Origin of the sequence: Neoehrlichia mikurensis, assembly GCF_019186785.1 — a bacterium.
Classification (GTDB): domain Bacteria; phylum Pseudomonadota; class Alphaproteobacteria; order Rickettsiales; family Anaplasmataceae; genus Neoehrlichia; species Neoehrlichia mikurensis.
Genome location: NZ_CP066557.1, coordinates 111,749 through 127,150 on the forward strand (window position 1 = coordinate 111,749; position 15,402 = coordinate 127,150).

The 15,402-nt window shown below is 26.5% G+C and carries 12 protein-coding genes; 6 read left to right on the forward strand and 6 right to left on the reverse strand.

Annotated features, from left to right (window positions below; genetic code table 11):
• Window positions 1-27: 27 nt before the first annotated feature.
• A complete protein-coding gene (locus tag HL033_RS00465) occupies window positions 28-342 on the reverse strand; it encodes a hypothetical protein (RefSeq protein ID WP_246575344.1) in 315 nt (104 codons plus the stop codon).
• A gap of 277 nt (window positions 343-619) precedes the next feature.
• Here HL033_RS00465 and HL033_RS00470 point away from each other — a divergent pair, with 277 nt between their 5' ends.
• The 3 genes from HL033_RS00470 to cutA all read left to right on the forward strand — a co-directional run bounded on the left by HL033_RS00470 (window position 620) and on the right by cutA (window position 4,419).
• On the forward strand, window positions 620-1,267 hold the full coding sequence (locus HL033_RS00470) for an O-methyltransferase (protein WP_218194158.1): 648 nt from the start codon (window positions 620-622) through the stop codon (window positions 1,265-1,267).
• Window positions 1,268-1,565: 298 nt separating this feature from the next.
• Window positions 1,566-4,034 (forward strand): hybrid sensor histidine kinase/response regulator, encoded by a 2,469-nt coding sequence (locus HL033_RS00475; RefSeq protein WP_218194464.1) that lies wholly within the window; start codon window positions 1,566-1,568, stop codon window positions 4,032-4,034.
• A 61-nt stretch (window positions 4,035-4,095) separates the two neighbouring features.
• On the forward strand, window positions 4,096-4,419 hold the full coding sequence (gene cutA, locus HL033_RS00480; protein WP_218194159.1) for a divalent-cation tolerance protein CutA: 324 nt from the start codon (window positions 4,096-4,098) through the stop codon (window positions 4,417-4,419).
• Between the two features lie 188 nt (window positions 4,420-4,607).
• On the opposite strand, the gene HL033_RS00485 is transcribed toward cutA, so the two are convergent.
• Complete coding sequence (locus tag HL033_RS00485; RefSeq protein WP_218194160.1) at window positions 4,608-5,462, reverse strand: 4-(cytidine 5'-diphospho)-2-C-methyl-D-erythritol kinase; 855 nt, start codon at window positions 5,460-5,462, stop codon at window positions 4,608-4,610.
• A 336-nt stretch (window positions 5,463-5,798) separates the two neighbouring features.
• Between HL033_RS00485 and dusB the strand changes: the two genes are divergently transcribed.
• On the forward strand, window positions 5,799-6,767 hold the full coding sequence (gene dusB / locus HL033_RS00490) for a tRNA dihydrouridine synthase DusB (RefSeq protein WP_218194161.1): 969 nt from the start codon (window positions 5,799-5,801) through the stop codon (window positions 6,765-6,767).
• A gap of 419 nt (window positions 6,768-7,186) precedes the next feature.
• The gene (gene rpoD, locus HL033_RS00495) at window positions 7,187-9,097 is read left to right on the forward strand and encodes an RNA polymerase sigma factor RpoD (protein ID WP_218194162.1); all 1,911 of its coding nucleotides are present in this window, start codon (window positions 7,187-7,189) and stop codon (window positions 9,095-9,097) included.
• 332 nt (window positions 9,098-9,429) lie between these two features.
• Here the strand turns inward: rpoD and dnaG are convergent, their stop codons facing one another.
• A complete protein-coding gene (gene dnaG / locus HL033_RS00500) occupies window positions 9,430-11,181 on the reverse strand; it encodes a DNA primase (protein WP_218194163.1) in 1,752 nt (583 codons plus the stop codon).
• Window positions 11,182-11,498: 317 nt separating this feature from the next.
• A complete protein-coding gene (locus tag HL033_RS00505) occupies window positions 11,499-12,524 on the reverse strand; it encodes a class I SAM-dependent methyltransferase (protein ID WP_218194164.1) in 1,026 nt (341 codons plus the stop codon).
• Between the two features lie 209 nt (window positions 12,525-12,733).
• On the opposite strand from HL033_RS00505, the gene HL033_RS00510 reads away from it, so the two are divergent.
• Complete coding sequence (locus HL033_RS00510; RefSeq protein ID WP_218194165.1) at window positions 12,734-13,009, forward strand: DUF2610 domain-containing protein; 276 nt, start codon at window positions 12,734-12,736, stop codon at window positions 13,007-13,009.
• A 530-nt stretch (window positions 13,010-13,539) separates the two neighbouring features.
• On the opposite strand, the gene HL033_RS00515 is transcribed toward HL033_RS00510, so the two are convergent.
• Complete coding sequence (locus HL033_RS00515) at window positions 13,540-14,127, reverse strand: TlpA family protein disulfide reductase (RefSeq protein ID WP_218194166.1); 588 nt, start codon at window positions 14,125-14,127, stop codon at window positions 13,540-13,542.
• Window positions 14,128-14,365: 238 nt separating this feature from the next.
• Window positions 14,366-15,340, reverse strand: coding sequence for a ribonucleotide-diphosphate reductase subunit beta (locus HL033_RS00520; protein WP_218194167.1), 975 nt, complete (start codon window positions 15,338-15,340; stop codon window positions 14,366-14,368).
• Window positions 15,341-15,402: the final 62 nt, after the last annotated feature.

A 15,402-nucleotide genomic window follows, 5' to 3' on the forward strand; every position in this document is an offset into this window, starting at 1 on the left:
AAGTACTGTAACTATTATATAACTATATTATGCAAATTCTGGCTCCTTTTGATACTTTACTTGGGAATTATCAATCTTTTCTACAACTGAACCCTCTGATAATGTATGAGATTTACGCTTTCTCCTTGATTCATTACCAAATTTAATACGTTCAAAATCTCTTTTCTTTTTATGCCACCCATACGGATACATAGTTATCTTATTTTCTATAAGCGCTATGGTACCATCATAATATACTACCATATCCATACCTTTTTTTTGTGCTTCAAGGAATTTTTCCCTATATTTATCACGATATGCTGGATCACTTAAAACAGAATTGCTGCAATTATTTGGTTTCATAATATTATTGCCTACTTGTTTTCGTATTATTTCATGCGTATAAAAACTCATTTACTTTTACCTCTCCTTATTTTAGAAAACTCATAACATAATGTCAGTTATAACATAAAATCAAGATCGATAAACAACATAAATATTATTATGTCACACTTTTACTTATCTTATGTGATAATTTTACAATTTTATTTAAATACTTTCAAATATAAAATTGTATTTTTTAATAACTTGACAAAAATACATACTAAGGTTATATCCTATTAAAAAAAATCAAGTATACATGAGAGACAAAATTCTAGATAAAAGGTCACAATATATAAACGATCTTTTTTCTATAAATGATCAAGATATTATTGATGCACATTCCTCTACGTCAGATCAACACCAATTCATGCAACTTAGTCTTGTAGAAGGGCAAATATTACAATTATTAATACAAATGAGTAATGTAAAATCTATAGTTGAAATAGGAACTTTTATAGGATATTCTGCAATATGCATGGCTAAAGCTTTACCAAAAGATGGTCATCTATATACGATAGAAAAAAAATTGCAATACATCCATCAAGCAAAAGAAAATATAAAAAAATGCCATGTATCAGATAGAATTACAATCATACATGGAGATGCACAAGAGCAACTAGCTAGTTTATCACAATTTGCACCTTTTGATATGATATTCATCGATGCAAATAAATCACAATATCATTGTTATTTAGATTGGGCAGAAATATATATTAAACAGAATGGGCTTATTATCGCTGATAACGCATTTTTGTTTGATAGTGTATTTGATAATACAATAAAAATTTCTCAAAATTCTTACAAATCTATAATCAACTTTACTCAAAGAATAGCAAATAAAAATAAATTTTTATCAACCTTAATTCCTACAAAAGAAGGCATGATTATAGCTCTAAAATTATAAGTGCTATAAGCATTTAATAATAATAGCATCACCTAAATTATTAAATAAATACACATTCAAGTAGCTATAATTACTAATAATATAATACCTCTATAAATTTTTGTTAAACCTACTAAAAGTAAATAATCTACTCTAAATCTACATAAAGCCTATGTGACCAAATATTGTCATAATAAATTTTAATAAAAATAATATTATAATAAAATTATTTATCTTATATCTAATCTAATTTATATTTTTGCATTTATAGTATATAATGGCATGCGCTTATGTTAATGATTTAAAAAAAATTATGAAAATAGATAAAAGGTATATTGATAATGTACAAAATAAAGTAGATTTTGTAACACGAGATTACGGTATATCTATTACAAGAATAGTCATACTTTTAATTTTTCCTTTATTATTTATTTCTAGCTTACACTTACTTGACATAGATAATAAATTTATCAATATATTCATTCATTTCACAATTAGCGGCATAGCAATAGTATTAATATTTAAAAAATTATCATGCTATTTAAATATTATCGCATCTATTGAATATCAAAATATGATTTTCGCTAATGCCTTAAATCATAACACGGAATTTTGTCTAATTATAAAAGATGATGGAGTAGTAATATATTCTGACGCTAGATTTAATACAAGATTTAAAAATTATCCACAAAAAGATAAGCTTAATGTATTTAGTATACTAAAATTGTGTAATATAAGTGATCAAGAAATTAAAAATTTTCAAAATGCCCTTGCTAACAAATCATCTGTACAAACATACTTTTCTATTAATAAGCAAAATAGTATTTTAAACTTTTCACTTATACTTGATCCTATAATAAATAATCCACAAATTGATATTAATACTAACTACACCTTTAGTTTATCACTTAATCCATTGTCAAGAACGCAAGAATATTTTGTACTAAAAGCAATCAAAGTCACTAAAGAACAAGTATATGAAAGGCTAATACAAAGACATTGTATAGGATCGTACGTATTAAATTCAAGTGGAGTTATATTGTCCACAAATGAAATTTTTTTAAAAATGTTTGAGTTGGATTATCTAAAAAAAGGCATGTTATTCACTGATTTATTAGCTAAAAATTATTTGTACAATAACAATAATAATGAAGTATTTTTATCAACTTTTACTGGAATTGTCTTTAAAGCATACATTACACAATCAATATTTTATGATAAAAATAACCATAGCTATATTTATGGTCTTATAACTCCACAAAAATATGACTTTATAAGTTATCAATTACATCCCTGTTTTGCTGATGCCCCAATAGCTATAGTACAATGTGATGCAAATGGTAAAATTATAAAATATAATAAATCTTTTCAAGTATTAACTCATGATGAAAATCAAGATTATATCTTCTCTTATATTGAAGATTCTTATAATAAGAAAATAAAAAAATACTTAGAAAATAATATAATTAATAATATGTCAATAGAAGCCCAACTATGTAATAAAGCGTATGTAAAAATATATTTTCATAAATTCATACATAATGATGACATTTTTATTATATGTTATATTACTGATAGTGCCGAAAGAAAAAATCTTGAAATCCAACTTGAACAATCTCAAAAAATGCAAGCTGTTGGACAACTAGCTGGAGGTATTGCACATGACTTCAATAATATTTTAACAGCAATTATAGGATTTTGTGATTTACTTTTAGTACAACATCCTTCAACAGATCAATCATTTACAGATATTATGCAGATTAAACAAAATGCTAACAGAGCAACAAATTTAATTAAGCAGTTATTAGCTTTCTCCCGTAAACAGACATTACAACCTAAAATTCTTGATGTAAATAATATCATTGCAGATCTTTCGTATATGATAAAAAGGCTTATTAATGAAAACATAAGTTTACAAACACAATATGACAACAATATAGGATTAGTCAAAGCAGATTTATGTCAATTAGAGCAAGTAATCATCAATTTAGCAGTTAACGCAAGAGCTGCAATGGAATTAGGGGGCACTTTAACAATCCAAACTTTTAATTTAAAAGTAGATTCTTCAGTAACATTTAAAGATATGTTTTCACCAGATAAAGAGCATGCTGAACATGGTGAATATGTTGCTATAAAAATAGCTGATACTGGATGTGGTATTAATAAACAAATTATGAAAAAAATATTTGATCCTTTCTTCTCTACAAGAGACCCAGCACATAATACTGGTCTTGGATTATCAACAGTATATGGCATTATTAAACAAACAGGCGGTTACATATATGTAAGTAGTAAAATCAATATAGGAACACAATTTCTCATTTTATTACCTAAAATACATGTAACAAGTTACGATTTTATTCAAGAAAATCCTAAATTATATAATAATAATACCAATACAATAGATAATAAAGAGCTACAATTTTCTGCTAATATATTACTCATTGAAGATGAAGATCCTATCAGAACACTAACATCAAAAGCACTAACAAAAAAAGGATTTAATGTTATAGACATAAGTTCTGGCAAAAAAGCTTTGAATATTATCAAAAATAACAAAATTCATGTTGTAATCAGTGATGTGGTGATGCCAGAAATTAGTGGGCCAGAAATTATACTAGATATACTAAAAATACAACAAGATATTAAAGTTATTTTTATATCAGGATATGCTGAAGAAGTATTTAATAAACATAAAAGCAGTGACTTTAGTAAAGCTAAATTCTTATCAAAACCCTTTACTATAAAACAGTTAGTAGAAACAGTACAAGAAGTACTTACATTATAAAATACTTGTATAAATTAAGTATTTAGTATATTTTGCTACTAATGCATAAGATTTTTTCCATATGAAAGACAATCTTGTTTTAATTTACACAACTATATCAAATAATAAAGCAGCATGTCATATGGTAAATATTTTACTACAAGAAAAATTGATTATATGCGCTAACATATTTCATAATGTAACATCTATTTATTATTGGGAAAATACAATAAAAAATAATAAGGAATATATAATAATCATGAAAACCTCAAAGCATTTATATGAAAAAGCACTTCAAAAAATACAAAATATTCACCCATATGAAATACCACTAATAACTATTATTAACCCATACACAACCAATAATAAGTTTATAGATTGGATGAATTATCATTTAACCAACTAATAAATACATAAATAGCACATTATAGTCGTTGTATTACTTAATTGCTGTCACAATAATTCACACTTTATAAACCACAAACATGTTATATATATACCTACTACAAGAAGACTTAAACCTTACAATGTAATATTAAATTACTGAACTTACATGCAAAATACTGCAATAAAATTCTCAATATAGCTAAAAACTTATGTGATAATTTCAGTATTATATATCCACCATCCTGGATATTTTAATTGGAGATTTCTTTCAGCACATGCAGCCTTATTTGCATCTTCAAACAACCCAAAACATGTTGATCCACTACCTGTCATTCTAGAAACTAAGCAACCATTACTTCTTTCCAAAGCCAACAACATTTCAGTAATATCAGGAATAAATTGCAAAGCAGTACTTGTTAAATCATTACGTGACTTATATATCAAATCCATCCAACCTTCTTGATTTGTAGGTAAATTATTCGCTATAGACTCAGAAAAATTTGATTGCTGATAAGCATTATAAACTTTTTTACTACTTAATGCTTTTTCTTTAGGAGCAACAAGAATAATATATTTAGGTAAACATAATTCTGGCAATGGTAATACGTTTTCTCCTATACCAGTAATAAAGGAAGTTTTTGACTCTAAACATGCACATACATCAGTACCTATATCTAGCGCTATTTTCTTAAGAGTATTCATATCAATGTTCCACAGCTTCCCTAGTAATCTCATAACAGCAGCTGCATCTGCAGATCCTCCAGCTAATCCTGCAGAAATCAATATATTTTTAATAACATTCACACATACATTAGTATTAATCTGAGAAGATTTCATTAAGCATTCTATAGCTTTCTGAATAGTATTATTATATTTACTCACTTTAGTAAACTTTGAAAAATATACTCCTTTCTTACTTGTATCTAATTCTATTTCTAGTAAATCATAAATCTTTACAAAAACAAACAAAGACTCTAGTAAATGGTAATTATCATCCTGTACCCCAATAATATGTAAAAATAAATTAACTTTTGCAGGAGCCTTTATTAAAAATTTCGACATAACTCACCTAATTAATTAACATGCCATTTATATTTACTAACTTTTTAGTGCATATCACATAAGGCATAATTTATCAACTAATAAATCAATTTATTCTTTTTGTTAATATAAAATTTATGCTATAGTGGCAATTTAAATATACATAAAATTAACATTCGTCAATTTATATGTGATTACCTATAATATTAGCCCTAATGTCTGGTATCACAGATATGCAATTTCGCTCAATAATTATGTTCTGGATTATTAGTACTTATCAGGTATAACCCTATTTATTCTTTTTGTTAATATAAAATTTATGCTATAGTGGTAATTACAATGTACATAAAATTAACAATGAATATTCGTCAATTTATATGTGATTACCCTGTAATATTAGCCCCAATGTCTGGTATCACAGATATGCCATTTCGCTCAATAGTTCAAGAGTTAGGTGCTGGGTTATTAGTATCAGAAATGATAGCAAGCCGTGCTATGATAATACAAACGCGTCAAAGTTTACAAAAAGCACAAATAACTAAAAATACATCTGTACAATTAGCAGGTTGTGTTCCAGAAATTATGGCCGAAGCTGCTAAATTAAACGAAGATATGGGAGCAAAGATTATTGATATAAATTTTGGATGTCCAGTAAAAAAAGTTGTTAACGGTTATGCAGGATCAGCATTAATGAAGGACGAAGTTACTGCAGCAAAAATCCTAGAAAGTGTTGTTAAAGCTGTAAAAATTCCCGTAACCTTAAAAATGCGATTAGGTTGGGACTCATCTAATTTAAATGCTCCACAAATTGCAAAAATAGCAGAAGAAGTTGGCATTCAAATGATTACCATTCATGGAAGAACGAAAACACAAATGTTCAGTGGAAAGGCCGATTGGAAATTTATTAATAATATTAAAGAAAAAATTAATATACCAATAATAGTAAATGGAGATATAAAAACTTTTGAAGATATTGATGAAGCTTTAAGTCAATCTCAAGCTGACGGTATAATGATAGGAAGGGGTGCATATGGCAAGCCATGGATTATAAATCAAGCATTACATTTTCTTAAAACAAGAGAAAAACTTCCTAATCCTTCTACTCAGTCAAAACTTAACATTATCATGAATCATTACGACCGTATGTTAACATATTATGATACAGAAACCGGAATAAAATTATTTAGAAAGCATTTAGGATGGTATAGTAATTCCTATGAAAATTCTTCAAATTTTAGAGCATACATTAATACAATAAGTGATCATAAATTAATAAAAGACAAATTATTGGAATTTTTCTCAAATAATACAGTACTTATGCATTGATTTAATTAAATTTATATAATTGCTAAAATAATGAAATTAATTTCACTTAATAAATTTAGTTTCAAATAACTAAATGTTTTTACTAATAAGCTATATTCACTACACTAAAGAATTAATAGTTATCATCAGTATTGTCCAAAATATATATATATATATTAATACTCGCTAATACATAAACTTTAATTTTACGTAAATTAGCAAATAGTTTTTTTATACATAAAAATAAACAATTAGATTTTTTATATTAAGAAAATACTATAGATACCAAGTGCTTTTATATAAATAACATGTTAATTTACTATTGGATAGAGTCTTTATCATATTAAATTTAAAAAATGATCTAGTTACTAGACATATTATAAATTTTATGATAGGATTTATGCCTTATTTTTTCATATATTTTTATTAGTTGTTTTCTTATGAAAGATTTGCAAACAGACAAAGAGCTTATTAAAAACCTTATTAGCAAGGGTATTAAGCAAGGCGGTTTCGTTACTTTTAATGACATTAACGATTCATTTTCTGATGGTATATTATCATCAACTGATATTATAGATGAGACTATCTCTCTATTACAAGATTCTGGTATTAGTGTACTTGAGCAAAGTGATGAAGATGAAGCTAATAGCATAGTTGAAGAAAGTAGAGTAAAAGACGAAGAAGATGATACTAATATCAAATCTTGGGATTTTGGACAGACTGATGATCCTATACGCATGTATTTATGTGAAATGAGCTCAGTAGAGTTATTATCTCGTGAAGGAGAGATTGAAATTGCCAAAAAAATAAAATCAGAAAAAGTAAACATGCTACGGTCTTTAATTGAAGCACCTTTAGTTTTACGAGCATTTATGTCATGGAGGGATGATTTAGTAAATGGACAAATTATGCTCCGTGAATTAATAGATCTAGATGCTAACTACAAATGCGAATTTCCTGAAGGTGAATTCACTGATGATGATACCAATTATCATAATAAGGATAGTAGTAATGAAGTTAGTGATGACGAAGATATTAGTGATGACGAAAATATTAGTGATGACGAAAATATTAGTGATGATGAAGATATTAGTGATGATGAAGATGATGAATCAACACTTGTAAATGCATCTATTATTGAAATGGAAAATGCTTTATTACCTAAAGTCATTAATATCCTAGATTCAATAATTGCATCAGCGGAACAAATTTTAAATTTAAAGAAAAAAAGAAATACACATGACGCAGAAGAGTATCATGATGAGCTATACAACAAAATACATGATGATATTTGGGAAATGATCTCACAAATAAAACTAAGTGATTCAGCTGTTTTATCAATAACTCAACAAATTTACAACTTAAATAAATCAATATCTATAGAAGAAGCAAATATTATTTCACTAGCTGAAAGCTATGGAATAAATCGTAAAGAGTTTTTAGATGCATACAGTAGCAACACTGTTTTTGAAAAAAATAATGCATCACCTCAATGGAACAAACTTTTAACAAATGAAGCACAAACTTTAGTAAATATATATAATAAAATCAAATTATTATCAGGTGAGAATAATCTACATGAATTTAAAACATTAGTAGCAAAAATTCAAAAACATGAAAGAGCAGCAAATCATGCAAAACAAGAAATGATCAAAGCTAACTTAAGGCTAGTTGTATCAATTGCAAAAAAATATTCTAATCGTGGGTTACAATTTCTTGATTTAGTTCAAGAAGGAAATATAGGATTAATGAAAGCTGTTGATAAATTTGACTATAAACGTGGTTATAAATTTTCAACCTATGCAACATGGTGGGTAAGACAAGCTATTACTAGGGCTATTGCTGATCAAGCAAGAACTATAAGAATTCCTGTACATATGATTGAAACTGTAAACAAAATTAATCGTACATTAAGACAAATGCTTCATGAAATGGGTCGTGAACCTACACTTGAAGAATTATCGGCAAAATTAAATATTAATGTTGATAAGATACGTAAAGTAATGAAAATTGTTAAAGATCCTATTAGCCTGGAAAGCCCTATCGGAGATGATGATAGCAGTACATTTGGTGACTGTATAGAAGATAAAAGAGCAGTTAAACCTGAAAGTGCAGCAGTGTTAGCAGATTTACGGGAAATTACTACAAAAGTTTTGTCAACATTAACACCAAAAGAAGAAAGAATTTTACGTATGCGCTTTGGTATAGGTAGAGGAGGAAAAGATCACACATTAGAAGAAGTAGGAAAATTATTTAATGTTACAAGAGAACGTATACGTCAAATTGAAGCTAAAGCTTTAAGGAAGTTACGTCATCCAAGTCGTGCTAGAAAACTCAGAGGATTTTTTTAATAAGTAACACTTCATAATTCTGTAATTTAATACTTCAATTATATTTTTTGTTAGGAAAAACTTTAGAATCTAATATCAATAAATCACTAGTAATTTATTGTGTTTGCTCCTGGTATATTAATATGTATTTTTTAAATTGTAAAAAAATTTTGTATTTTAAAGTGCTTCAATAAGTTTAATATTATATTTTTTAATAATTAATCTACCAGAAAACAATTTTCTACAAAATAAAATTACATAATTTTTTAAACATCATCAACAACTAAAATATCACCGATATTATTATACAATGATTCAGTATACATTTAAACATTCTACTTTATATAAAATATTTAATATCGCCATAATTCTTTTAATTTACTATCTATAATTTGTGCTTGATTAGAAAGTCTTGCTGCAATTTCATCTTTCCCTTCCAGCATTAGTTTTAGTATTTCTGACTGAATGTCCTGCAATTGCTGCAAAAGTATTATTTTTTCCCATTCCTGTTTTACTAAATGTATTTTACAATTAGTAATCATACATCCAGAATTATCAATTGCATTTAATATCACTGTTAAAATTGTGTATAAATTATTATTTTTTAATTCCATAATCAATATATTTTTAGATAACTTATCAAAATATATACTTTGTATATTAATAATATGCTGTTGTAATTTATAAAAATCATTATTATCAATTTTAAATCTAGCAAATTGCTCAAAAATTATAGGATCATTTAATAATTCTGGATATTGAACTATAATATATATAGCTTTCATTTGATTATATTCTTCGACACACGATTGAGGAGTAGTATTTATGAATTTATGTACCATAAACCCTCCTATGGTGGATGACGTACTTTTTAATGCAGAGTTTGTATAACTATTTTGTAATTTTTTAATTTGTTGATAAAAAAAACTTTTATAATACTTTGCAATATGTGTATCACTTATTTCTGCAACATAAGAATTTATCTTACCTTCAAGAATCAAACACTGTTCAGGTTTTATTTGATTATTAATTTTTAAACAAGATAACTCATACTCCCATATAAAATCTGAAGGCAACTTTGCATTATTAATAATAAACTGTATATCATCAACAGAACCATTCATACAAATATCACACGGATCTTTTCCTGATTGACTAGTAATAAATTTAATATTACGTCCAGACTTAATAACCGATAAAGCAAGATGTAATATCTTTAATAACGATGAAAATCCTGCATCATCCCCATCCATCCATACAATAATCTCTGAAGTTATAGCCCACATGCTATCAAGATGTTCTTTATTCATTGACGTACCTAGCAATCCAACTACATTTTCTATTCCTAATTGATGCATTGCCAAAACATCCATATAACCTTCTACAACTATAATACATCCCTGTTTACGGGCACTAGTAACTGCAAAATGCATTCCATAAAGGATATTTCTTTTTTTAAAAAATAGATTTTCCGCAGAATTTAAATATTTTGGATTATTTTTGCTATTAATTACTCTTCCTCCAAAAGCAACTATTTTTCCAGAATAATTAAATATGGGAAACATTATTCTCTCATAAAAATACTCTCGTTCTCCCTTATTTAGCAACCCAGCTTTTTGCATACTTTCAATTGTAGCATTATTGGATAGTAAATGATCTTTTAATCCACTACTTGGAGTATACCCTATTTTAAATTTTTGTATTATATTGTCAGAAATCCCACGTTTTTCTAAATATTCACGTGCTAATTTATTATTATGTAATTGACTAATAAACCACTCACAAGCCATACGAGTTATTATATAAAAACAATCTTCACTACTATTTCTGATAATATCAACATTATAAATTTGTGCTAAATATTCAAGCGATTGCTTAAAACTCATATTTTCAAGATCACAAACAAATTGTATTACATCACCATGTGCACCACAGCCAAAACAGTAGTAGAAACTTCTATCATCATTTACTGTAAACGATGGGGTCTTCTCATTATGAAACGGACATAACCCAATGAACACGTTCCCTTTTTTTAATAACTTTATTCTTTTAGCAACAACATCTGATAGCTTAGCCTTACTTTTTATTAATTCTGCATATCCCATTTACATAAAGAGTTACTTATATATATAAAGATTATACTCAAGATACGACTTTTATCAGTATTTAATTTATAAAATATCAAAACTTATATAAATAATGATGATGAATCAACACTTGTAAATGCATCTATTAATGCTTATACATTTTAAAACTCAATTACATTTACTATATAAAACAATATTATATCATGCAAAGAATTTATACATAAGTAAGATAGACCATATTTTATCTTAAAATAGCATTTCATCAATTATGTACCTCGTATTATAACAAATATTTTACAATAAAATATCTGCTGTATTTATAGAAACTACACAATTCAATATTCCTTTATTACATAATTAATCATTAATACTTTAAAAAGGGTTCCCATATTTTCTGTAAGTCGTAAAAATGCACTTTTCAATTCCTGTTGCTGCTTCTTTGTTGAGTGATTCATTAATATTTTTAATCTTTCTTTAATACCAAAATAATATAAAAATTCCCTTTGAGTAATAATTGAAGACTTTACTTTTTGCAAATTATTTTGTAAAAAAGAAAAATCCACATGAGCTGTAATATCACATTTACCAATATCTTTAAGAAAGAAGTTATATTGATGATTTTTTACAGACTGTATGGTACTTACATATGGAGGAGGATATGTATATCCATAGTCAATAATTATTCCTGCTCCTCCATACTTTACAATTTTATTTTCCATTAAAGTCAACAAAACTCGTCCATCATCAGATATTTCAATAACTGATCCTTCCATCACAGAAGCAATATCAAATATAAAGTTCGTATCCTTCTGTACAACTTGTAATGTATTATTTTTTAATTCAACATAATTTTCTTTCCATATTCCTGCATCATAAACAAATTGTTTAATGGGTAATGCATCAAATACTTCATTTGCTATAAACAATACTGGTAATTCAGGAATTGTTGTAATATCTTTATGCCAAAATACCTGATAATTTTTTAAAAAGTGTTTTTGTATTTCACATAGCATAGGACTTATTTCAATTAAATGAATATCCAATGCTTTAAAACATTCATCAAAATTCTGCAATGTTCTAACAATATCACTCATTAAAGTTCCTCTTCCTGGACCAAGCTCTACCAAAGCAAATTTTGATGGAAACCCAATTTTTTCCCAAGAATATAATACCCACACTGCTATTATCTCTCCAAATAATTGACTTATTTCTGCAGCAGTTATAAAATCCCCTGTTGCCCCAAAAGGCATCCTATTCATATAATAACCATATTCATAATCATATAATGCACTTCGTATAAATTCATCCATTGAAACACAATTTGTATTTTTAAATATTTTATGTATTAAAGCAGAATGCATAATATATTAACTTTTTGTTTATTATTACATGATATAAGTAGTAAATTATATTATAAATTAAAGTTATCACCTAGTTTATTAAAGAGTTAAATAATTGTTATCGTATACGTAATTTAGATAGAAATTATAAATATAATAGAGTATTATATAAAGCAGTATCCATATCAATAATTTTAATATATTTACATAAATAATAAAGGGTATGTAAAATGCCAGGAATAAAAAAATTTATGATTCCATGTGAATTTGGAGGACAAACTTCACAATTTACTATATACATAGGAGAGCCAAAAGTAGAATTGCATCCTATACATCATCAAAGTCATTGGTTAGCTAAAGAGCGAGGTGGCAATATACCAGAAAAAATAATTAATAGCTTAGAAAGGCTATATGAACTATCAAAAAAAAATGGTATCTGTTTTGCTGATCTTTGTGTATATGCATTAAAAATTGTAAAAAAAAGCAATACTACTACCGATTCATAAAACAAGTTATTAAAATACTGAAGCAATTTTTAATTAAATAATACATGTAATATGTTTATTTTATAGAAAAGCTATACATAACTTATTTATTTGGAATAATAGATCCTATCAAAACTTTAGCACAAAATGCTATAATAACTACGATCAATAAATATTGATAAGCTTATATATATATGAAGTATATTAGCCTACATTAATATATAAATTTACATTATTGCTTATAACAATAAAATTGTTCAGCATTTATTCTTTACATTACAAAAACATTTCTTGTACTATAGTCCTTACAATCTATAAGATATACAGCATTTCCTTTTTTATATTTAATATCATATTATATAAATGGTAAACTACCTTATCAGCATCAAAATATTTTAGCATTAAGAATGCTATAAAAAAACCAGTATTTTTATGTATAATGTAAGAATTATACTTACTTTTTTTTGTACTTATATTTTCTTGTCAAGACTTGCAAATTTAATTTTCAAAATCTAAACTTTTAATACAATATTTTTTACTACATTATCACCTTATGACACTTGCTTAATATTATTCATCTTTTCTAAAAGAATTAAAGCATTTACTATATCAGCATTATACCACTTCATATAACTACTTACTTTACCAACAATAACCTTATTCCTATTCACAATTAAAGTAAATGGTATATTCTTAATATTAAAATATTCATATAATTTACGATCACGATCAAAATAGATATTAAAATTTATATTATGGACCTTATAAAAAGATTTAGCAGATGTTATATATTCAATATTAGTAAGAATGGGAATAAAAGTTATATTAAATATTTCATGCTGTTTTAAATACTGGTTAATTTTATGAAATTCTTCCATTAATATTGAGGACTCAGTGCTCCAAGGAGCCCAAAATGTTATTATTAAAAGCTTATCATGAAAATCTTGAATATAAATCTCTTTTCCATCCTCTGTAAAAAATGGTAAATTTACCATTTTTATTCTTTCTATTGACATTGAATCAATAAAAGCACTAGGCAATCCTAAGCTTTTCAACCCATTATCTACTAGTAATGCATCATTTGCAGTCAACTGACTACTTAATAATAAGATACATATTATAATAATTAATACTCTCATAAATATTCAGCATCTCTCTTTAATATAAGTTACCTTCCTATAAATTATATTTACAGAAGTTAATAAGTAATATCACTACAAATTTAGGTTATTATAAGTATAATAAATACATCCCATGATTTTTTTAATAATCTTTAAACATTTCTATATATCCTATTATAGAATAACAGGTCATGCACTATCATCAAAAAGCTTATATAATTAATTCCATACATAACAAAATATCTTTTTTAACACATCAATGATCTTGAAATGCTTCTTCCCATGTACCCTCAGTAGCAGCACGAGTATACTCAGTAACCCTATTTTCAAAAAAATTCGTATGTTCAACTCCATTTAAAATTTCATCCAACCAAGGGAGAGGATTAACATCTATATTATAAATAGACTTTAAATTCAGCTGCATTAATCTACGATTTGCAATATAACGTATGTAACTTTTTACTTGCTCAGCAGATAATCCTTCAACATCACCACAAGCAAATGCTAACTTAATAAATTCATCTTCTAGAGACACAATAATTCTACATGCATCATACAGCTCTTGCTTCAAGCTATCATCCCATATCTCTCGATTTTCTTGAATAAAAGTATTAAATAACTTAATAATTGATTCAGTATGTAAAGTTTCATCCCTAGCAGACCAAGCAATAATCTGACCCATGCCTTTCATTTTTCCAAATCGCTGAAAATTTAGTAAAATTGCAAAAGATGCAAAAAGTTGTAGTCCCTCCGTAAATGCACCAAAAACTGCTAAGGTTTTTGCTATGTGTCTTTTATCATCCTTTTTACATTCTTCAAATCTTTGCATATAATCATATTTTTTTTTCATAACCTCAAACTTTAAAAAAGCTTGATATTCAATCTCTGGCATTCCTATTGTATCTAATAAGTAAGAATATGCAGCAATATGAATTGTTTCAATATTCGAAAATGCTGATAACATCATACATATTTCTGTAGGCTTAAAAATATTAGAATAATGCTTCATATAACAATTATTAACCTCTATATCAGCTTGTGTAAAAAATCGAAATATCTGTACTAAAAGATTCTTTTCCTTTTCGGAAAGCATAGTTTTCCAATCTTGTACATCATCTGCAAGAGGAACCTCTTCTGGAAGCCAATGTATTCTCTGCTGACATAACCAAGCATCATAGGCCCATGGATAATTAAAAGGTTTATAAATAGGTCTAGCATCTAATAAGGACATTTATGTTCACCCTCCAAAAAGCATATTACCTAACCATACAAAGAACTTATAAATTGTCAATA

Coding starts and splice junctions, on each gene's coding strand:
- HL033_RS00465 (WP_246575344.1), bottom strand. CDS start 342: ATGAAACCAAATAATTGCAGCAATTCTGTTTTAAGTGATCCAGCATAT.
- HL033_RS00470 (WP_218194158.1), top strand. CDS start 620: ATGAGAGACAAAATTCTAGATAAAAGGTCACAATATATAAACGATCTT.
- cutA (WP_218194159.1), top strand. CDS start 4,096: ATGAAAGACAATCTTGTTTTAATTTACACAACTATATCAAATAATAAA.
- HL033_RS00485 (WP_218194160.1), bottom strand. CDS start 5,462: ATGTCGAAATTTTTAATAAAGGCTCCTGCAAAAGTTAATTTATTTTTA.
- dusB (WP_218194161.1), top strand. CDS start 5,799: ATGAATATTCGTCAATTTATATGTGATTACCCTGTAATATTAGCCCCA.
- rpoD (WP_218194162.1), top strand. CDS start 7,187: ATGAAAGATTTGCAAACAGACAAAGAGCTTATTAAAAACCTTATTAGC.
- dnaG (WP_218194163.1), bottom strand. CDS start 11,181: ATGGGATATGCAGAATTAATAAAAAGTAAGGCTAAGCTATCAGATGTT.
- HL033_RS00505 (WP_218194164.1), bottom strand. CDS start 12,524: ATGCATTCTGCTTTAATACATAAAATATTTAAAAATACAAATTGTGTT.
- HL033_RS00510 (WP_218194165.1), top strand. CDS start 12,734: ATGCCAGGAATAAAAAAATTTATGATTCCATGTGAATTTGGAGGACAA.
- HL033_RS00515 (WP_218194166.1), bottom strand. CDS start 14,127: ATGAGAGTATTAATTATTATAATATGTATCTTATTATTAAGTAGTCAG.
- HL033_RS00520 (WP_218194167.1), bottom strand. CDS start 15,340: ATGTCCTTATTAGATGCTAGACCTATTTATAAACCTTTTAATTATCCA.